The organism is Vogesella oryzae, from assembly GCF_902829295.1.
Classification (GTDB): Bacteria; Pseudomonadota; Gammaproteobacteria; order Burkholderiales; family Chromobacteriaceae; genus Vogesella; species Vogesella oryzae.
In genome coordinates this window covers 1-20,279 of sequence record NZ_CADEPL010000054.1, presented here as the reverse complement: position 1 = coordinate 20,279, position 20,279 = coordinate 1, and the positions used below count along the sequence as shown (strand labels likewise).

Annotated in this window: 18 protein-coding genes; 17 read left to right on the top strand and 1 reads right to left on the bottom strand. The window is 62.0% G+C overall.

The genetic code is table 11. From position 1 onward, the window contains the following. Window positions 1-101 precede the first annotated feature (101 nt). The 17 genes from smc (at window position 102) to HU218_RS14610 (ending at window position 19,693) form a co-directional block, all read left to right on the top strand. On the top strand, window positions 102-3,584 hold the full coding sequence (gene smc / locus HU218_RS14690) for a chromosome segregation protein SMC (protein WP_174875699.1): 3,483 nt from the start codon (window positions 102-104) through the stop codon (window positions 3,582-3,584). Window positions 3,585-3,586: 2 nt separating this feature from the next. Beyond that, window positions 3,587-4,309 carry an energy transducer TonB gene (locus HU218_RS14685; protein ID WP_174875698.1) on the top strand — a complete coding sequence of 241 codons (723 nt, stop codon included), beginning with the start codon at window positions 3,587-3,589 and terminating at the stop codon, window positions 4,307-4,309. 96 nt (window positions 4,310-4,405) lie between these two features. Then, window positions 4,406-5,542, top strand: coding sequence for a cell division protein ZipA (locus tag HU218_RS14680; protein WP_174875697.1), 1,137 nt, complete (start codon window positions 4,406-4,408; stop codon window positions 5,540-5,542). 63 nt (window positions 5,543-5,605) lie between these two features. Then, on the top strand, window positions 5,606-8,041 hold the full coding sequence (ligA, locus tag HU218_RS14675; RefSeq protein ID WP_174875696.1) for an NAD-dependent DNA ligase LigA: 2,436 nt from the start codon (window positions 5,606-5,608) through the stop codon (window positions 8,039-8,041). Window positions 8,042-8,095: 54 nt separating this feature from the next. Continuing rightward, the gene (gene galU, locus HU218_RS14670) at window positions 8,096-8,968 is read left to right on the top strand and encodes a UTP--glucose-1-phosphate uridylyltransferase GalU (protein ID WP_174875695.1); all 873 of its coding nucleotides are present in this window, start codon (window positions 8,096-8,098) and stop codon (window positions 8,966-8,968) included. A gap of 69 nt (window positions 8,969-9,037) precedes the next feature. After that, window positions 9,038-9,580: a hypoxanthine-guanine phosphoribosyltransferase gene (locus HU218_RS14665; RefSeq protein ID WP_174875694.1), complete on the top strand. Its 543-nt coding sequence runs from the start codon at window positions 9,038-9,040 to the stop codon at window positions 9,578-9,580. Window positions 9,581-9,686: 106 nt separating this feature from the next. Next, the gene (gene fliB, locus HU218_RS14660; protein WP_174875693.1) at window positions 9,687-10,910 is read left to right on the top strand and encodes a flagellin lysine-N-methylase; all 1,224 of its coding nucleotides are present in this window, start codon (window positions 9,687-9,689) and stop codon (window positions 10,908-10,910) included. Window positions 10,911-10,949: 39 nt separating this feature from the next. After that, entirely contained in the window at window positions 10,950-11,687 is a 738-nt protein-coding gene (locus HU218_RS14655; RefSeq protein ID WP_174875692.1) for an S-methyl-5'-thioinosine phosphorylase, read from the top strand. Window positions 11,688-11,938: 251 nt separating this feature from the next. After that, window positions 11,939-13,426, top strand: coding sequence for a flagellin (locus HU218_RS17085; protein ID WP_174875691.1), 1,488 nt, complete (start codon window positions 11,939-11,941; stop codon window positions 13,424-13,426). Window positions 13,427-13,494: 68 nt separating this feature from the next. Continuing rightward, window positions 13,495-13,899, top strand: a complete 405-nt coding sequence (locus HU218_RS14645; RefSeq protein WP_174875690.1) for a flagellar protein FlaG — start codon at window positions 13,495-13,497, stop codon at window positions 13,897-13,899. Window positions 13,900-13,914: 15 nt separating this feature from the next. Beyond that, window positions 13,915-15,915 (top strand): flagellar filament capping protein FliD, encoded by a 2,001-nt coding sequence (gene fliD, locus HU218_RS14640; RefSeq protein ID WP_174875689.1) that lies wholly within the window; start codon window positions 13,915-13,917, stop codon window positions 15,913-15,915. Window positions 15,916-15,923: 8 nt separating this feature from the next. Next, on the top strand, window positions 15,924-16,358 hold the full coding sequence (gene fliS, locus HU218_RS14635; RefSeq protein ID WP_174875688.1) for a flagellar export chaperone FliS: 435 nt from the start codon (window positions 15,924-15,926) through the stop codon (window positions 16,356-16,358). Continuing rightward, window positions 16,345-16,668 carry a flagellar protein FliT gene (gene fliT / locus HU218_RS14630; protein ID WP_484606982.1) on the top strand — a complete coding sequence of 108 codons (324 nt, stop codon included), beginning with the start codon at window positions 16,345-16,347 and terminating at the stop codon, window positions 16,666-16,668. The genes fliS and fliT overlap by 14 nt, the downstream gene beginning before the upstream one ends. 94 nt (window positions 16,669-16,762) lie before the next feature. Then, window positions 16,763-17,131 (top strand): DUF2802 domain-containing protein, encoded by a 369-nt coding sequence (locus HU218_RS14625; RefSeq protein WP_174875686.1) that lies wholly within the window; start codon window positions 16,763-16,765, stop codon window positions 17,129-17,131. Continuing rightward, the gene (gene fliK / locus HU218_RS14620) at window positions 17,128-18,468 is read left to right on the top strand and encodes a flagellar hook-length control protein FliK (RefSeq protein WP_174875685.1); all 1,341 of its coding nucleotides are present in this window, start codon (window positions 17,128-17,130) and stop codon (window positions 18,466-18,468) included. Before HU218_RS14625 ends, fliK begins: the two co-directional genes overlap by 4 nt. Continuing rightward, the gene (locus HU218_RS14615; RefSeq protein WP_174875684.1) at window positions 18,449-18,790 is read left to right on the top strand and encodes an EscU/YscU/HrcU family type III secretion system export apparatus switch protein; all 342 of its coding nucleotides are present in this window, start codon (window positions 18,449-18,451) and stop codon (window positions 18,788-18,790) included. Before fliK ends, HU218_RS14615 begins: the two co-directional genes overlap by 20 nt. A gap of 33 nt (window positions 18,791-18,823) precedes the next feature. Then, the gene (locus HU218_RS14610) at window positions 18,824-19,693 is read left to right on the top strand and encodes an NAD(P)-dependent oxidoreductase (protein WP_174875683.1); all 870 of its coding nucleotides are present in this window, start codon (window positions 18,824-18,826) and stop codon (window positions 19,691-19,693) included. Window positions 19,694-19,744: 51 nt separating this feature from the next. Here the strand turns inward: HU218_RS14610 and HU218_RS14605 are convergent. Then, the coding region (locus HU218_RS14605) for a formate/nitrite transporter family protein (RefSeq protein ID WP_174875682.1) at window positions 19,745-20,279 on the bottom strand (535 nt) is incomplete at its 5' end.

The window sequence follows — 20,279 nt, the reverse complement described above, 5'->3', positions numbered from 1 at the left end:
CCGGCAAAGCAACATCGCGTATGGCATGACAAAGGTTGGCCGCAGCGGTCGGTGGGCTTGCTAAAATGCGCGCCTGAATCAATCTTTTTGCGGATCACGCTTTGCGCCTTACCCATATCAAGCTTGCCGGCTTCAAATCCTTTGTCGACCCCACCAATATCGCCGTGCCCGGCCAGCTGGTGGCGGTGATCGGCCCCAACGGCTGCGGCAAGTCCAACGTGATCGACGCCGTGCGCTGGGTGCTGGGTGAATCCTCCGCCAAGCAACTGCGCGGCGAGTCAATGCAGGACGTGATCTTCAACGGCTCGTCTACCCGCAAACCAGTGTCGCGCGCCTCGGTGGAACTGATTTTCGACAACGCCGACGGACAGCTGGTGGGGCCGTGGGGCCAGTACAGCGAAGTGGCGATCAAGCGCGTGCTGACGCGGCAGGGCGAATCCAGCTACTACATCAACAATCAGCAGGTGCGCCGCCGCGACATTACCGACCTGTTCCTCGGTACCGGTGTCGGTGCGCGCGGTTACGCGGTGATCGAGCAGGGCATGATCTCGCGCATCATTGAGGCACGACCGGAAGAGCTGCGCGCCTACCTGGAAGAGGCCGCCGGCGTGTCGCGCTACAAGGAGCGACGCCGCGAAACCGAAAACCGTCTCGCCGACACCCGCGACAACCTCACCCGCATCGAAGACCTCAAGCTGGAACTGACGCGGCAGGTGGAAAAGCTCACCGAGCAGGCCGAGGTGGCGGCCAACTATCAGGACATGCGCGGCGCGCTGACCTTCAAGCAGAACCTGCTGGCGCTGGCGCGGCGCGAAGAAGCCGCGCGGCAGGAAGCCGCCGCGCGCGGCGAGCTGGCGCGCATCGAGACCGAAGAAGCCGCGCTGGAAGCGGCGCACACCCACCTGGAAACCGAGCTGGAAACCGTGCGCGAGACGCACTATGCCGCCAGCGACGCGGTACACGAGGCGCAGCAGGCGCTGTTCGAGGCCAACGCCACGCTGGCGCGGCTGGAAGAACAGCAGCGTCACCGCCTGCAAAGCAGCGAACGCCTGGCACGCGAACTGAGCAACGCGCGCAACGAGCGCCAGCAACTGGCCGAGCACCAGGCGCAGGTGGCGGCGGAGCTGGACGATTGGCTGCCGCGGCGCGAAGAGGCGCAATTGCGCATGGAAGAGGCGCAGATGGGGCTGGAGGATGGCGCCGACAGCCTGCCGTCCGCCGAGGCGGAATTCCGCGTCGCCGACCAGCGTCTGGCGCAGATGACAGCACAGATTGCCAACCTCACCCGCGAGCGCGATCTGGCGCGCCAGCAGGGCGAGCACCTGCGGCGCAATATCGAGCAACTGGCGGGGCGCGAAGACGCGCTGCGCCGCGAACTGGCCGATCTCAACCTGCCGGATGCCGCGGCCCTGCAGGCCGCGCATGAGCAGGTGAGCAGCGCGCAGGCTGCGCTGGAGGCGGTGCGCGCCAGGTTGGCCGCCGACGAAGCCAAGCAGGCGGACCTGACTGCCGAGCGTGAACAACTGGATAAACAGCTGGCGCAACTGGGCGCCGATGCCGCCCGTGCCGAAGCCGAAGTGGCGGCGCTGGACGCGGTGCTGGCGCGAGAGGCCGCCGGCGAACAGCTGGCCGGCTGGCTGCAGGCGCAGCAGCTGGCGGACGCGCCAGCGCTGTGGCAAAGCCTGCAGGTAGACGAGCAGTGGCGGGTGGCGGTCGAAGCCATACTGGCCGAGCGGCTGGCGGCGCGAGCGGCGACTTTGCCGGACGCGTTGCCGCCGGCACCGTTGACGCTGGTGGATGCGGTTGCGCCGCAGCCGGAGGCCAACGTTGGCCGCACCCGTTTGCTGGCGCAATTGCAGGTGGCCGTTCCGTTCGATGCCGCGGTCGCGGACTGGCTGGCCGGGGTTTACTGTGCCGGCACGCTGGAGGAAGCGATCTCCCGTCGCGGCGAGCTGGCGGCCGGCGAGTGCTGGGTCACGCCGGAAGGGCATCGCATCAGCCGGGCCAGCGTCAGCTTCCATGCTGCCGGCAGTGGTGACGGCATGATGGCACGCAAGGCGGCGCGTGATGCCGCCGCCGAGCGGCTGGCACAGCTGCAGCCGGAAATCGCCGGGCTGCAACGCCGCCGTGACAGCGTGGTGGCCACGCTGGGCATGCTGGCCGAGGCGGTGCGCGCGCAAAAAGGCGCGGTATCACGGCTGGAGGGCGAGCTGAACGCGGTCACGCTGGAGCACGTGAAGCTGGATCAGGCAGCACGGCAGGGCGCGGCGCGGCTGGCGGCGATCCATGCCGAACAGGCGCGGCTGGCGGAAGAGCGCCAGGCCGGACAGGAAACCATCGCCGAAGCCGGTTTGCAGGCCGAGGAAAACGCCATGCAGCTGGAAGAGCTGCAGGATGCGCTGGAAGAAGTGCGTCTGGCGCGGCTGAATGCCGAAACCGGACTGGAGTTGGCGCGTAACCGCACCCGCGATGCCGAACGCATGGTGCATGAAATTCGCCTGGCACAATCCACTGCCGAGCAGAAGGTAGCCGAGCTGGCGCGCCGCGCCCGCGAGCTGGAAGACCGCGACCTGCAGTTGGCCGAGCGGCTGGAGACCCTGGCCATCGAGGCCGAAAGCGTGGAAGAAGCCGCGCCGGACGATGCCTTGCAGGAAGCACTGGCCATCCGCGAAAGCCGCGAGCACGGGTTGGCCGCCGCGCGCGATGCGCTCAACGCGCTGACCGAAACCTTGCGCCAGCACACGCAAAAGCAGCAGGAAGTCAGCGCGGCGCTGCCGGCCCTGCGCGAGGCGCGCTCGGACTGGTTGCTCAAGCACCAGGAAGCACGCCTCAATCTGGAGCGTTTCAGCGAGGAACTGCAGACCGCCGGTGCGGACGAAGCCGAGTTGCTGCCGCATCTGAACGACAACGTAAAACCGAATGCCTTGGCGGCGGAAATCGCCCGGCTGGCACGCGCCATCGAAGGGCTGGGTGCCGTCAACCTGGCGGCGCTGCAGGAGCTGGAAGAAGCCAGCAAGCGGGGCGAGTACCTTGCCAGCCAGACTGATGACTTGCTGCAGGCGATGGCGACGCTGGAAGAGGCGATCGCCAAGATCGACGGCGAAACCCGCGACATGCTGCAACAGACCTATGCGGCGGTGAACGCCAAGATGAGCGAGTTTTTCCCGACGCTGTTCGGCGGCGGCCGCGCCGAGCTGGTACTGACCGGCGACGATTTGTTGTCCGCCGGCATCCAGATCATCGCCCAGCCGCCGGGCAAGAAGAACAGCACCATCCACCTGCTGTCCGGTGGCGAGAAGGCGCTGACCGCGATGAGCCTGGTGTTCTCGCTGTTTAGCCTCAATCCGGCGCCGTTCTGCCTGCTGGACGAAGTGGATGCGCCACTGGATGACGCCAATACCAGCCGCTTCTGTGATCTGGTGAAGCAGATGGCGCAGGGAACCCAGTTCCTGTACATCAGCCATAACCGCCTGACCATGGAAATGGCCGAACAACTGGTGGGGGTGACCATGCAGGAGCAGGGTGTCAGCCGCATCGTGGCGGTGGATATTGTGGAAGCGCTGAAGATGCGCGAAACCGGCTAGTCATGCGCCTGGCGCTATTGCTGTCACTGCTGCTGCACGCGCTGTTGCTGGCTGCGCTCGCCAGCACGCTATGGCCACCGTTGGCGCCATCCGTGCCGTTCGTGCTGGAGTTGCGGCTTGACGCGGCCGGAGCTGGCGCGAAGACGGAGGGGCACGCCGCTGGTGCGCAGCCGCAGTTGGCGCAAGCCGCATCGCGGCCGCCGGCTACCGTGCGGCCAACGCCGGCAGCGATGCCATCGAAGCGAGCAACGCTAGCGGCAACGGCGGTGCTCTCACCGGAACAGGCGAGGCCGCAGGACGCCGTGGCGGCGGTCGCTGCGGCGGCTCCGGCGCCTGCTCCTGCCGCAACAACCGGCACTGCGCCAGCTGCGGCAACCGTCGGCGCCAGTGCAATGCCGGGCAGTACCACATCGCCGAGCGGTACCGCGGCGGGTGGCAGTGGTGAAACGCATAAGGCGCGGCTGCTCTCGGCGCCGCGGCCGCAGTATCCACCGCTGTCGCGCGAACTGAACGAGGCCGGCGTGGTGTGGTTGCGCTTGACGGTAGATACGCAGGGGGCGGTCAGCGATGTGGCGCTGCTGCGCTCCAGCGGTTTTCGCCGGCTGGACAAGGCGGCAATGACCGCCGTGTGGCAATGGCGGTTTCAGCCGCAGCAGGAAGGCGGTAAGGTGGTTGTCGCCGAGGTCGAACAACCGGTACGCTTCAACTTGCAGGAAAGTGAATAAAAAACAGGCATGATGGCCCGCTTCGGCCCGCGTGCCATTGCCGGCATTTGTTATAATGCTGTCCTATAGACTGGCTGCCGCTGTGGATAAAGCTCAATGAGCGAAATACAAATCGGATTGCTGTTGCTTGGCGCGTTGGTGATTGCGCTGGTATACGGCCTCAATTTTTACCAGGAGTGGCGCTTTCGCAAGAAAACGCGCCAGGCCTTTGCACACCACGCCGATGCGCTGCTGGATGTGCCCAAGAACAATGTCCGCGATGGCCGCCAGGAGCGGCTGGAGCCGGTATTGCTGGACGAAGACGACGATACCCCCGCCTACCTGAACGACCAGGCGCCGCCGCCTAGCGTAAGCCGCTATGAGCCGGAGCCGGTGGCCGTGATGGAAGAGCCGCCGTTGGCCGAGCTGGACAGCGCCGATCATCAGGCACTGGTGGTGTCGTTGCTGGATCCGTCACTGGATTTCATCGCCGAAGTGGTGTTCCCGCAGCCGCATGTGCTCAACAGCCTGCCGCGTTTCAACGTTGCCAAGCGCGTGCAGGTGTTGCTGCGTACCGATCGCGGCTTGTGGAAGCCGGCGGAAATCATGCCGGGCACACCGTACAAACAGGTGAATTTCGGTCTGCAGCTGGTGGACCGCAGCGGCGCGGTGACCGAGCAGGAGCTGGCCAGCTTCTGCCAGCAGGTCGGCCACTATGCCGAGCAGCAGGGCGCGCAGGTCAGCTTTCCACAGCGGCAGCAAAAGCTGGTGGCCGCGCGCGAGCTGGACCGCTTCTGTGTCGATGTCGATGTGCTGATCGGTATCAGCATTGTGCCGACCTCGCCGATTTCCGGCGCCCGTCTGCGCAGCGTGGCCGAAGCCGCCGGCCTGCAGTTGGAGCCGGATGGCCAGTTCCACTACCTGTCGGACTCCGGCAACACTCTATTCTCGCTGGCTTCGGCCGACCAGACGCCGTTCACCATGCACACGCTGCTGGACAAGAATTTCCCGGCACTGACCTTGCTGTTCGATGTGCCGCGCGTTGCCGGCGGGGTGGCGGTATTCGATCGCGCCATGCAGTTCGCCCGTGTTCTGGGACAGGAGTTCAATGCCCGTCTGATGGACGACAACCGCCGCGAGCTGAGCGAGCAGGGCATCGCCCACATCCGCGAACAGCTGATCCGCATCTACGGCAATATGGATGATCGCGGCATTGCACCGGGCAGCGTCGCCGCCTTGCGGCTGTTTGCCTGAGCTGTCCAGACGATTCACTTTTGACACGCCGGCGCTGCCGGCGTGCTGCATTTGGGGCCTTTCATGACCAAGCCTACCCCCGAGATCGAAGCCCGCGTCCGCGAGTTGGCCGCACTGCTGGAACGCTACAACCACGAGTATTACGTGCTGGACGCGCCGACGGTACCGGATGCCGAGTACGACCGGCTGTTCCGCGAACTGCAGCAGCTGGAAGCCGACTGTCCGGCGCTGGCCAGTGATGCCTCGCCCACCCGGCGCATCGGCGGCACGCCGCTACCTGCCTTCGACAGCGTGACCCACACGGTACCGATGCTGTCGCTGTCCAATGCCTTTTCCGATATGCAGCTGGCGGATTTTGCCAGCCGCCACGCCGAGCTGATCGCCTTCGACGAGCGGGTAAGCAAGGATCTGGCCGCGGCCAACGTTGCATACGCCACCGAACCCAAGTTCGACGGCCTGGCGGTGAGCCTGCTGTACCGCGACGGCGTGCTGGTGCAGGCCGCCACCCGTGGCGACGGCGCCAGCGGCGAAAACGTCACCGCCAATATCCGCACCGTGCGCTCGGTGCCACTGCAACTGCAGGCGGCCAACGTGCCAGCGCTGCTGGAGGTGCGTGGCGAAGTGCTGATGCTGAAGCGCGATTTCGAGCGGCTGAACGATGCGCAGCGCGCGCGTGGCGACAAGACCTTCGCCAACCCGCGTAATGCTGCCGCCGGCAGCCTGCGGCAGTTGGACTCCAGAATCACCGCGCAGCGCCGGCTGTCGTTCTTCGCCTACGCCATCGCCCAGGTGGAGGGCGCCGACTGGCCGGACAGCCACGCCGGCGAGATGGACTGGCTGGCGGCACTGGGTTTTCCGGTGGTGGCTGCCGCGCTGCGACCGGTGGTGCAAGGCGCCGCAGGACTGGCCGGCTATTACGAAGGCGTGCTGGCGCAGCGCGCCAGCCTGCCGTTCGAGATCGACGGCGTGGTGTACAAGGTCAACAGCCGCGCTTTGCAGGAACGGCTGGGCTTCGTGTCGCGCGCACCGCGCTGGGCGATTGCCCACAAGTTTCCGGCCGAGGAGGCGTTGACCCGGGTGGAGGCGATCGAGGAGCAGGTTGGCCGCACCGGCGCCATCACCCCGGTGGCGCGGCTGCAGCCGGTGTTCGTCGGCGGTGTGACTGTCACCAACGCCACGCTGCACAACGAGGACGAGGTGCGGCGCAAGGATGTGCGCGTCGGCGACACGGTGATCGTGCGCCGCGCCGGCGACGTGATTCCGGAAGTGGTATCGGTGGTGCTGGCCGAGCGCCCGATGCGGCCAACTTCCGGCAGCGACCTGTTCAGCGCAGGGGAAGAGCCGATGTACCCCGCCTATCGCCTGCCTATCGCCTGCCCGGTATGCGGCAGCCACGTGGTACGCGAGGAAGGCGAGGCGATTGCGCGCTGTTCCGGCGGGCTGGTGTGCAAGGCACAGCGCACGCAGGCGATCCAGCATTTTGCCGGCCGCCGCATGATGGATATCGATGGTTTGGGCGAACGCTATATCGACAAGCTGGTGGAATTCGACTACGTCGCCAGCGTGGCGGATCTGTACCGCCTGACGCTGGATGATCTGCTGGCGATGAAGCGCCGCGCCGACGAGCAGGAAGGCATCACCCCGGAGACCGTCAAGGCCGGCAAAGTGGCGACCAAGTGGGCGGAAAACCTCATCGACGCCATTGCCGCCAGCAAGACCCCGCCGCTGGCGCGGCTGCTGTTTGCGCTGGGCATCCGCCATGTCGGCGAATCCACCGCCAAGACCCTGGCCGACTGGCTGGGCACGCTGGACAACGTGCGCCGCGCGCCTCGCGCGGTACTGGCGGCACTGCCGGACATCGGCGGCGTGGTGGCCGATGCCATCGCCGAGTTTTTTGCCGAAGCGCAAAACGAGCAGGTGATCGACGCCTTGCTGGCTGCCGGCGTGAGGCCTGCGGACGAGCACGCTCCCAAGGCACAGCTGCGCGACAAACTGGCGGCGGCCAACCTGTATGCTCGCCTCGGCGTGCCGCGTCTGACCGAAGTGCGCGCGCAGCAGCTGGCGGCGCAGCAAGGCGAGCTGGCCACGTTGGCCGCGCTACAGCGGGTAGACATCATCAAGCTCGATCTGCCGGCCGAGGTGGTCAACGCGCTGGCCGACTGGCTGGACGATGCGGCCAACCGTGCCGCGCTGCAGTCCATTGCCGGCTATTGTCGCGCCATCCTGACCGAGCTGCCGCAGGCAGAGGCGAGCATCGTCAATGCCGCCGTGGCGGATAAGACCTTCGTGTTGACCGGCACGCTGCCGACCATGGGCCGCGATCAGGCCAAGGCGCTGATCGAGGCCGCCGGTGGCAAGGTTTCCGGCAGCGTGTCGAAGAAGACCCATTACGTGGTGGCCGGCGCGGAGGCGGGCAGCAAGCTCGACAAGGCGCTGGAGCTGGGCGTGCCGGTGCTGGACGAGGCGGGGCTGCTGGCCTTGCTGGAGAGCGGCGGCTAAAACGCCTACAATGTCGGCCATTCGCGAATGCTTGTGTTGAAACACTCAGCCAATATGCAAAAAATCACTAAAGCCGTTTTCCCGGTTGCCGGTATGGGCACCCGCTTCCTGCCGGCCACCAAGGCCAGCCCCAAGGAGATGTTACCCATCGTCGACAAACCGCTGATCCAGTACGCGGTGGAAGAGGCGGTGGCCGCCGGTATTACCGAGCTGATTTTCATCACCGGTCGCAACAAGCGCAGCATCGAAGACCACTTCGACAAGGCCTACGAGCTGGAAACCGAGCTGGAAAACCGCAACAAGAAAAAGCTGCTGGAGCTGGTGCAGGGCATCGTGCCGGACAACGTCAGCTGCATCTACATCCGCCAGACCGAGGCACTGGGCCTGGGCCACGCGGTGCTGTGTGCCAAGCCGGTGGTGGGCGACGAGCCGTTCGCAGTGATTCTGGCCGACGACCTGATCGACGGCGAGCCGGGCGCAGTGGAGCAGATGGTGCGCGTGTTCAACGAGACGCATAGCTCGGTGCTGGGGGTGGAAACCGTGGCACGTGAGGAAACCGGCTCCTACGGCATTGTGGAAATCCAGCCGAACGCGCAGGGACGCGAGCAGGTGACCAGCATCGTGGAGAAGCCGCATCCGGACGTGGCGCCGTCCAATCTGGCGGTGGTGGGGCGTTACATCCTGACGCCGCGTATCTTCGACAAGCTGCTCAATACCCCGGCAGGCGCCGGCGGCGAGATCCAGCTCACCGATGCCATCGCCGCGTTGCTGAAGGACGAGCCGGTGCTGGCCTACGCTTTCGATGGTGTGCGTTACGACTGCGGTTCCAAGATCGGCTACCTGAAGGCCACCGTCGAACTGGGCCTGAAACACTACGAGGTTGGCCGCGAGTTTGCCGCCTATCTGGCTGCCCGCGCACAGCAATAAAAACCCCACATTGACTTTTTGCGCCGCCTTGTCCATAAAGGCGGCGCTTGTATTTTGAAAGGAAACATCATGCCGAACGTCGCCGAAGCACGCGGTATCCTCAATAGCTCCGACATCCTGTTTACCGCCGAAGAAGTCAGCGCGGCGGTGGACCGCATGGCGGCCGAAATCACCCAGGAGCTGGGTGAAACCTATCCGCTGGTATTGTCCGTGATGGGCGGTGCGGTGGTGTTCACCGGCCAGCTGTTGCCGCGGCTGATCTTCCCGCTGGACTTCGACTACGTGCACGTATCGCGCTATGGCGACAAGACCCAGGGTGGCGAGCTGGTGTGGAAAACCGCGCCGAAGGAAGACGTCCGTGACCGCGTGGTGCTGGTGCTGGACGACATCCTGGACGAAGGCCATACCATGGCCGCCATCCGCGACAAAGTCATGGCCATGGGCGCCAAGGCGTTCTACAGCGGCGTGTTTGCCAACAAGCTGATCAGCAAGGAAAAACCGATCGCCGCCGACTTTGTCGGCATCGACGTGCCGGATCGCTACGTGTTCGGCTACGGCATGGACGTCCGTGGCGCTTGGCGTAACCTGCCGGCGATTCATGCGCTGAAGTAAGCTTGCGATTTATCTGGAATGCCCGCGTTTGCGGGCATTTTCATTTTGCTTTCCCGCCGGGTATGCCAAGCTGGAACCAGAAACATTCAAACGCAGAGAGATGACGATGTCGCAGACAAAGATGCTGGAAGTGGTGGCCCCCGCCTATCTGGAGAAGTTTTCCTGTCTGGGAGCGGCATGCCCGGATGATTGTTGTCATGGCTGGGCAGTGAACGTCGACCACGACACCTATGTGCGCCTGAAAGGGCTGCCGGACAAGGAGCTCAAACCGGTGATCATGCACGCGCTGCAGCGCGGTGCCGGCAAGTCCGGTAGTGGCGACTATGGCTTTCTCGCCAAGCAGGATGACGAACGCGGAAACTGTGAATTGCTGAATGCCGAAGGGCTTTGCCGTCTGCAGCAGAAGTGTGGCGAGCAGATGCTGCCGGATGTCTGTTCGACCTTTCCGCGGCTGACCAAGTCGCTGGGTGGACAACTGGAGCAGTACGCCTCGCCAGCCTGCCCGGAGATCGCGCGACTGCTGCTTTCCGATGACGACGCGCTGCAGCTGCACTTGAGCCAACAGCCGGTACGGCAGGCGATGATCGGTAAGGGCCGTCCGGAGGTGGAGTGGGCCGCCTCGCGCCAGGTGCGCGACTTCTATCTGTCCGTGCTGGCCACTGCGGAGCTGCCGGCCTGGCAGTCGCTGGCGGTGCTGTTGCTGTTGGCGGAAGTTTTACAACCGCTATTCCACGATGGCGGCGCCGATGAGGCGCAGGTGACCGCAGTGCTGGCCGACTGGGAGCGACAACTGCTGGACGGTGGCCTGCTGCAAGAGCTGGGGGGGCTGCGTCGCCACGACCTGTTGCATGTCAAGGTGTTGGCCGCAGCCAGTCGTGTGCGTTCCGATCTGGATTTCCGCAATCCGCGCTATCTGCAGTTGATCGAAGAGGCGTTGCAGGGCCTGGTCAGCGGCGCGGGGGAGGAGGGAGATGCCGGCATCGCCCGCCAGTTTGCTGCCACGGGCAATATCGAGGATATCGACGCCACGTTGCGGCGGGTTCTGTTTAACCATGCTGCCAGCGCATTGTTCCCGTGGACCCGCCGGCTGGTGGGCGAAGTGCAGATCATGTGTATTGAATACCTGACCTTGCGCTTCTGGCTGGCGGGGCTGATGCAGGCTCGTGGCCGTGCCCTGGCACAGGATGAAATCATCGAACTGATCTATCTGTTTTACCGGGTCAATATTCATCTGCCGACCTATCTGGAGCAGTGCAGCCAGGCTTTTCAGCAGGCCGGTATGACCAAGGTGGAGCATTGGCTGCTGCTGCTGCCGTTACGAGCGGAATAGTGCCGCCTTGGTCAAAAGTGAACAATAAGGATAACAATCATGCTTGCAATCATTGGAGGCAGCCGCCTCGCCCAGCTACCCATCTTGCAGATCACCCACCGGCAGGTGGTGCGTACTCCGTTTGGCGACCCGTCTTGTGCGCTGACGTTCGGCCATATCGGTGGTCATAACGTGGTGTTCATGGCCCGTCACGGTTATGGCAACTCGATCGCGCCGCACGAGGTGAATTACCGCGCCAATATCTGGGCATTGCACAGTGTCGGCGTAAAGCAGGTACTGGCGATCGGTAGTGTCGGCGGGATCCGCCCGGACATGGCCCCGGGCATGCTGGTGATGCCGGACAACATCATCGATTACACCTGGGGGCGCAAGCACACCTTTTATGAAGGACCGGATCGTCCTTTGGTGCGGGTAGACTTTACCCATCCTTATGATCCGGCGATGCGCCAGCAGGTATTGGCTGCCGTTGGCCGCAGTGCGGTGCCTTGTATCGATGGCGGCGTCTACGCGGTGACCCAGGGGCCGCGGCTGGAGACTGCCGCCGAGATTCTGCGCCTGCAGCGCGATGGTGCCGATATGGTGGGGATGACCGGTATGCCGGAGGCCGCCTTGGCGCGCGAAATGGGGCTGCAGTACCTGCATGTCTGCCACATCGCCAACTGGGCGGCAGGTAAGGGCAGCAGCCACGAGCGCATCCATTTTGCCGACGATGCCCTTGCGGATGGGATGGCCAAGGTGCAGGCGCTGTTGGCCGCACTTTGCGCGCAGGAAAGCTAGCGGTAGCTGTCGCGGCAGCTGCTATTGCTGCCTATAACGAGGGCAGATGTCGCACTGATAATTGGCTTGTTGAGGTAGTGATAAGTATTTGCTTGCAGGTGAGCGAAAAATTACCTGCTTTAAGCGTAAAAAACTTGTTAATCACCCCTAAAGTAAGCGTGGGTCGCGACGATAAACATCATGAAGGCGGTAGCATCGGCATGGGGCCGACAGCTCAACGCCCCACTGAATGAAAATCAAGGAGCACTACCATGCTGACCATCAATACCAACGTTGCTTCGCTGAATGCACAACGCAACCTGTCCGGCTCCCAGAATGCCCTGAGCACCACCCTGCAGCGCTTGTCTTCTGGTCTGCGCATTAACAGCGCCAAGGACGATGCCGCCGGTCTGGCCATTTCCGAGCGTATGTCCAGCCAGATCCGCGGTATGGACCAGGCCCGCCGTAACGCCAACGATGGTATCTCCATGGCGCAGACTGCCGAAGGCGCACTGTCTTCTTCCGGCGATATCCTGCAGCGTATCCGCGAACTGGCGGTGCAGTCTTCCAACTCCAGTAACTCCGCCACTGACCGTCAGGCACTGCAGTCTGAAGTTGGTCAGCTGACTTCGGAACTGGACCGCATCGCCCAGACGACCGAATTCAACGGCCAGAAACTGCTGGATGGTACTTCCGGTTCCCTGACTTACCAGGTTGGAGCCAACGCCGGCCAGACCATTACTGCTACCGGTACCAACTTCCGTACCAGTAACTACGGTAACAACTCGGTTACCGCCACTGCTCCGGCCGTCAAGGCATTCGCGGGTGCTGCGACCAACCCGATTACTGCCGCTAAAACCATCAAGATCGATGGCGGCTTGGGTTCTTACACCACAACTGCCACTACTGCGACTTCCTCCGCGCAGAGTGTCGCCGCCGAAATCAACGCCAACACTGCCAAGACTGGTGTGACTGCCAGTGCAACCACCACGGCCAACGTGGCGCTGCAGGGCGGTAAGAACTACACCCTGACGCTGCAGTCCGACAATGCAACTGCCGTAACCGTTGCCGTCAGCATGGGCGCGACCGCTACCTCCTCCGATGATTATGCCGGTGCGATCAATGCCATCAATGCCCAGACTGGTAAAACTGGCGTGATCGCCGAGTACGACAGCGCCAACGGCGGCATCAAGCTGACCAACCAGAATGGCAATAACATTACCCTGGGTTCTACCGCGGCCTCTACCGGCACTGTGACCGTGGATACCTACAAGTCGACCGGTGCATTGCTCGGTTCGGCTCAGGCATCCACCGCCGGGACTGCTGGTGACACCATGATTGCCGGTCAGTTGTCGTTGAACTCCGACAAGAGCTTCGGTATTACCGACACTGGTACCGGCCTGACTTCTGATGATGCCGCCGCTGCAATCACCAACTCCTCACTCGACTCGGTGCAGTCGCTGGATATCTCCAGCTTCGCCGGCGCACAGAAGGCGTTGAAGATTGTTGACTCTGCCCTGCAGTCGATCAACGGCCAGCGTGCACAGTTCGGTGCTCTGCAGTCCCGCTTCGAAAACACCATTTCGAACCTGCAGACTTCGTCCGAAAACCTGAGCGCATCGCGCAGCCGCATTCAGGATGCCGACTTTGCTTCCGAAACTGCCAAGCTGACCAAGAACCAGGTGCTGCAACAAGCTGGTACTGCCATGCTGGCGCAAGCCAACCAGCTGCCGCAGGGTGTGCTGTCCCTGCTGCGTTAAGCTAGCCGGTAGGATCGGTATGATTAAACCCGGCAGCCAGGCTGCCGGGTTTTTGCCCATGGAGAGTGATGATGAATATTCTGGGTAATTTTCCTGGCCCGGGCGTGCTCCCGGCCACAAGTAGTAATACTGCAGATCTGGCTGCACGCGGCCAGGCACTGACTTCGCAACGCTCTGCCGCTGTGGCGGTTTCTCCGCAAGCCGTACAGGCGGCAGCGACTGCAGAAAAAGGGCGGGATACCGCGGCATCTGACGACGAGCTGCGCAAGGCGGTGGAGAAGGTCAGCTCTGCCATGCAGGCTTATGGCCGGGAATTGAACTTCAGCATTGATCAAGACTCGGGTATTCAGGTGGTCAAGGTGCTGGACACCACCAACAATGAAGTCATTCGCCAGTTTCCCTCCGAGGAGGTGCTACGGATCGCCAAAAATCTGGACAAGGTCTTGGGTGTTCTGTTTGAAGAGCGTGCGTGATACAGGAGTAATGTAATGGCTACTTTGAGCTCTGCGGGTATCGGTTCCAACCTGCCCATCGATAATATGATCAGCCAGCTGATGGCGGTGGAGTCCCGGCCATTGCAGCAGCTCAATACCAAGGAAGCGAATGTCCAGGCGCAGATTTCCGCCTTGGGGCAGGTTAAGGGGGCGCTGTCTTCATTCCAGTCGGCGACCAAAACATTGCAAGACAGCAGTAAGTTCAATGCTATCCAGGCAACCAGTTCGTCTGAAGACAATGTCAAGGTTTCTGGTTCCAATACAGCAGGGACAGGCAGCTTTTTATTGCGTGTCAATCAACTGGCACAGAGCCAGAAACTAGCTACGACAGCCTTTGCCAGTACGACAACGGCAATTGGTGGCGGAACGTTGACTTTCAGTTTCGGCACTACCGCGGGAGCCTCTTTCGCGTTGAATCCGGAAAAAGTGCCGCAGACGGTGAGCATTCCCGCAGGTTCCAGCCTGAGCGGAATCCGCGATGCCGTTAACAAGGCCAATATTGGTGTCACTGCCAGTATCGTGAATGACGGCACAGGCAATCGGCTGGTGTACACCACGGCAACCGGGACAAAAAGCACCCTCAAAGTCGAGTCCAGTGATGCAAGTTTGTCTGCATTTACTAATGATCCGGCCGGTACCATGCTGACCGAGGTGCAGTCCGCGAAAGATGCCATCTTCGAGCTGGATGGCATGACCATCACCAAGCAGAGTAATACCGTTAGCGATGCGGTGGATGGTTTGACCTTTACCCTGGTAAAGCCACATGCCGCGACAGATTCGGCTGCCAAGATCGATGTAAGCCGTAGCAGTTCCGGTATCAGCAAGGCGATCCAGGACTTCGTTAAGAGCTACAACGAACTGGAAAAGACGCTGAGTGATGTCAGCAATGTAGATACCAGTGCCACCCCCGCTAAAGGCCAGCAACGCTCGGCGCCACCGCTGGCCGGGGATGCCAGTATCCGTGCGATACGCAACCAGATTCGTACTGCCTTTTCTGCCGTGCAGAATGTTGATGGTGCTTTCACTCGTCCGGCAGAAATCGGTTTGGCTTTTGACAAGGATGGCAAGCTGGCGCTGAACACGACCAAGCTGCAAGACGCTATTGATAAAAGCCCGGATGACGTATTGAAATTGTTTGGCTCTGTGGGGACGCCAACCGACGGCAATATCAAGTTCTCCGCGGCAACAGGTAATACCCAGACTGGCAATTATGCGATCAACCTGACGGCTGTGCAGAACGGAACCATGTTGGGGGCATCTGTGCTAGGTAGTTCCATCGTGGTGACGGCGCCGGCCAGCTTCAGTGTCAAGATCAATGGTGATAGCACGGCGAGTCTTACTTTGCCGGCAGCGACCTACACGCCGGCAACACTGGCGAGCAAATTGCAAGAGGTGATTAATGCCGATAGCACGCTGACCACCAAGGGTGACAAGGTGACGGTGTCGGTGGATAGCTCCGGTAAACTGCTGTTGAGTTCGACTAAAACCGGCACCAGCTCAACAGTTGAGGTGATTGGTGGTTTGGACAGCGTGACAACTGATGTCGGTAGTGTGAGTCTGTTCTCTACTGGCACGGGAGTTGCAGGCTCGGACAAAGTATCCGGGACCATTGGCGGTTACTCTGCATTGGCCGATGGCAATAAACTGACAGGTGCCAGTGGTACCCCGGTGGAAGGGCTGTCAGTCACAGTGAATGGCGGTACTATTGGCGACCGCGGCACGGTAGAGTTCAGCAAAGGTTTTGCCTTTGCGCTGGATGGTGTGTTGAATAGCTTGCTGGCAAGCAAGACTGGGATGATTGATGCCAAGACCGATGGTCTTAACACTACAGTCAAGCGTATTGGCGAACAGCGCGACCGCATGAACGATCGTCTGACCAAGACGGAGGCGCGCTACCGTAAGCAGTTTAATGCGCTGGATGCCACCGTAAGCCAGATGCAGAGCACGGGTAACTACCTGACGCAGCAACTGGCGGCCCTCACAAAATCGAGTTGACGTAATACATGAATAGACAAGCGCTGAAGGCATACGGACAGAAAAGCCTGGAGCTGGAAGTGGAAAGTGCTTCACCGCACAAGCTGATCCTGTTGTTGTTCGATGGCGCTATTCAGGCCATCAAGCAGGCACGTTTCCACATGGAGAACGGTAATGTCGCTGAAAAAGGACGACTGATCAGCAAGGCAATCGCCATTGTGGACGAAGGTCTGCTACTGGCTCTCGATCGTAATGCAGGAGGAGAGTTGGCCGAAAATCTGGCGGCGCTGTATACCTACTGCTGCGAGCGCTTGTTTATGGCCAACACCAAAAATGATGTCGCCGCGCTGGATGAGGTTGCCAACTTGCTGGGAGAAATCAAGAGCGCTTGGGAGGAAATCGGCAAACCACAAGCCGGCAGCAGTGACGGCGGTAAATCGGGCCTGAATTATGGTGCCGTCTGATTCTCCTGGGCATGCAGCGGCGGTAAGGTTATTACTTCCCCTGTTACAGGAAATGCTGCTGCTCGCACAGCGTGGTGACTGGGATGGCTTTGCCGAGCGGCGCGAGCAGTTGGCCGCACTGGATTACCGCATTCTGTCTGCAGAAGAGGTGCCTGCGGTAGAGGCTGACATTCTGCGTGCCGAACTTGGGCAAGCACAGCAGCTGCTACGACAGCTGACCATGCTTGCGCAGCTAGAACAAAAGCAGCTGTCAGGCCAGCTAGTGGCGATAAGCAACCAGAGCAAACTGGACGCTACGTACGGTCAATAAAACGCCCCCTTCCTTGTCGCGTTTTCCTGCCACTAGAGCCATCTGGGGGTGCTAGATTGCAGTATGAGCTCCCTTCACTGTCCAGAGGTGTGAGATGGATTACATCATTTGGGTACTGGTTATCCACTCCGCCGTGGTGGCTTACCTGCTGTACCGTGCCTATCGCCGGATTGCCTATCTTGAGTTCAGTCAGCAGCATATTGAGGATCTGCAGCGGCAGATCAGTCACCTGCAACGCAGCCTGCAGGATGTGGCGCTGATTGCCCAGCAGCAGTTGCAGACGCCGCGTAGCCAGCGCAGCAGCCAGCCTGTGGCGAGTAGCGAGGGTGCCAGCCCCTACAATCAGGCGATCGAGTTGTTCAAACGTGGCTTCAGCCCCGCCGACGTCGCCGAGCGTTGCGGCATTTCACGCAGCGAAGCCGAACTGATCCTGTCCTTGTACCGCAATAGCTCTACCTCATGATTTCACCATTGCTTCCCGGCGCCTCCTCCGCGCGCGATACCACGCTCAGCCCGGCGCAAACGGCGCGGCTGGAGCGCGAACAAGGGCGGGTGCTGATCGAGGTCAGCAGTACGCCGTCCCGGCTGCCGGAGCTGGCGAGTGGCGAGCGTCTGGCCGCAACCGTTAGCGAACGCCTGTCAGATGGCAAGCTGGCTGCCCAGATCAAGGGCGAGACATTCCTGTTGAATATGCCGGCAGGTAGCCAGGCCCAGGCCGGGAATGTGCTGAACCTTCGCGTGGCCTCGTTGCAGCCACTGGCTTTTGCGCTGGTGGATTTGCAGCAGGAGGTGCCGGCGGCATTGCAGGATGCTTTGCGACTGGCAACCAGCCAGGAAGAAACACCGCTGGCCACTTTGAGCCAGCCGGCAGGCAAGACCGCAGGGTTTCAGGTGGGTGAGTGGGTACATGCCCGAGTCGCCGAACGGCTGGCGGATGGTTCCGCCGTGGTACTGGCCAAGAATGCGGCCTTTACCTTGCAGGCCCCGCCAGGCTCCAAGGCGCTGAATGCCGATCCGCTACTATTGCGCGTTCGTGCGACTGATCCTGTGGTCAGCTTTGTGCAGGTCGCTCTGGATCAGGATCCGGAGATGGCGAAATCAGCACCGGTGTCGCTCAGTGATGCAACCCGCTATCTCAATATCTTGCTGCAGGCCGCAAATCAGCCGGGAGGCCGTCCCTCCGCCACGGCGGCGGCGTTGGCCGCTGCCTACGATACCGATGCCAAAGTCACTAGCAGCGGCAAGGCACTGCTGGCAAATCCGGAGCAGCCTGGTAGCGAGCATAGTGCCAGCCTGCAGCAGACGGTAGAAAAAAGCGGCCTGTTTTACGAGTCGCACCAGAAAGCCTGGATCGATGGCCGGCTGTCACTCGACGAGTTGCGGCAGGAGCCGCAAGCCAAGCTGGGGGACGCAGCCAAAGCGCAGGGCGCCATGGGCCAGCTGGTACAGCGGCAACTGGAGACACTGGAGCAACGCCAGTTCGTCTACAACGGCATGGCCTGGCCGGGGCAGCAGGTGCAGTGGCAGATTCAGGCTGATGATACCCAGGAGCGCGATGCCAGCGGTGCGGAAGAAATGCGCGCCTGGCATACCCAGCTCAACCTGCAGTTGCCGGCACTGGGCGGGGTGGCGGCGAGACTGCGCATGGTCGGCAACCAGGTTCAGCTGGTGTTTGCTACCGATAGCGATGCCGCCGGAACATTGATTGAATCCCATCGCTTGCAACTGGCTGGCGCGATGGAGGCTGCCGGGCTGGCGCTGGCAAGCCTGCAGGTAAAGCATGAAACAGAATCGACCTGATAACCGCCGTTCTGCCGTAGCGCTGCGCTACCGTGAGGGGGATAACGCGCCCAAGGTGGTGGCCAAGGGCTATGGCCAGATGGCCGAGCGCATTATCGAGCAGGCCAAGGATGCCGGCGTGTTTGTGCATGACTCGCCAGAGCTGATCAACCTGCTGCTGCAAGTCGACCTCGACAGCCACATCCCCCCCGAACTGTACCGTGCCGTGGCAGAAGTGCTGGCCTTTATCTATTTTCTGGAACAACAGGCCAAGGGTGAAAGCGTGGATTTTGCCCAATGGCTGGCACTGCGGCAGCCGCCAGCGGCCGCCTTGCAGTCCTGAAGCCCGATTCGGGCATAACACCAAGGGGATGCAATGAAAGTCGGTTATATAGGGCTGGGCATTATGGGCGCGCCGTGCGTGCGTAACCTGCTCAAGGCAGGACATCAGGTAACCGTATGGGCACGTCGTCGCGAGTCGGCACAGCCGCTGCTTGATGCCGGTGCCTTGTGGGCAGCGAGCCCCGCAGAGCTTGCGGCCAACGTTGAACTGGTGGTGACCAATGTTTCCGACACTGCCGATGTGGCGCAGGTGTTATTGGGCGATGACGGTGTTGCCCAAGGGGCCAAAGCCGGCCTGGTGTGTGTGGATATGAGCACCATCTCGCCGCTGGGAGCGCGTGACATTGCTACCAGGTTGGCCGCAAAGGGGATCGACTTTCTCGATTGCCCGGTGTCCGGTGGTGAAGTGGGTGCCATCAACGGTACGCTGACCATCATGGTCGGCGGTCAGGCCGATGCGTTGACAAAGGTGCGGCCGGCGCTGAAGGCCATGGGCAAGACCATTACCCATATTGGCGACAGCGGTGCCGGGCAGGTGGCCAAGGCCTGCAACCAGATTGCTGTCGGTGTCGGTATCGCCGCGGTGGCCGAGGTCATGAAGCTGGCCAAAGCCTGTGGCGTAAACCCGGCGCCGGTGCGCGAGGCTTTGCTGGGTGGCTTTGCCGCCAGCCGGGTGCTGGATGTGCACGGCCAGCGCATGATCGACGACAACTACGCGCCGGGCTTCAAGGCCAAACTGCACCAGAAGGATATGGGCATCGTGCTCGACACTGCGCGTTCACTGGGTATCCGGTTGCCAGAGGCCGAGCGCGTTGCCGGCTTGATTGGCGAGTTGGTAGCCGAGGGAGAGGGCGAGCTGGATTCGTCAGCCATCGCGCGCCTGATCTGGGCCGACAACAACTGAGCCATAGCCCGCCGCACGCAAAAAACCGTCCTAATGGGCGGTTTTTTGCGGCTAATGCGGTCGGGGCGCGCGACGGTAAATCAGGTAATAGACCAGCGCCACCAGCACACTGCCACCCAGTATATTGCCGGCGATCACGACCAGCAGATTGCGCAGCATACCCAGCACCCCCAGTGCTGGCGAAACCAGCTCGGGCGGTACGCTATCCCGCAGCAGCAAGGCCAGCGGGATCAGATACATATTGGCGATGCTGTGTTCGAAGCCGGCGGCGACAAATGCCGACACCGGAAACACGATGGCGATGAATTTGTCGGTGACACTGCGGCCGGCCAGTGACATCCACACCGCCAGACACACCAGGATGTTGCAAAGTACGCCTTTCCAGAACAGGGTGGCCAGCGGCGCCGCACACTTGGCGCTGGCCAGTTGCACCACAATGACCGCTACTCGCCCCTGGTTCATGCCCGGGTGGCCGGATAGCCAGACCAGCAGCGCCATGCCGGCGGCGCCGGCAAAGTTGGCCGCACACACCACGCTCCAGTTGCGCAGCAGCTCGCCATGACTGATGCGCCGGTCCGCCCACGCC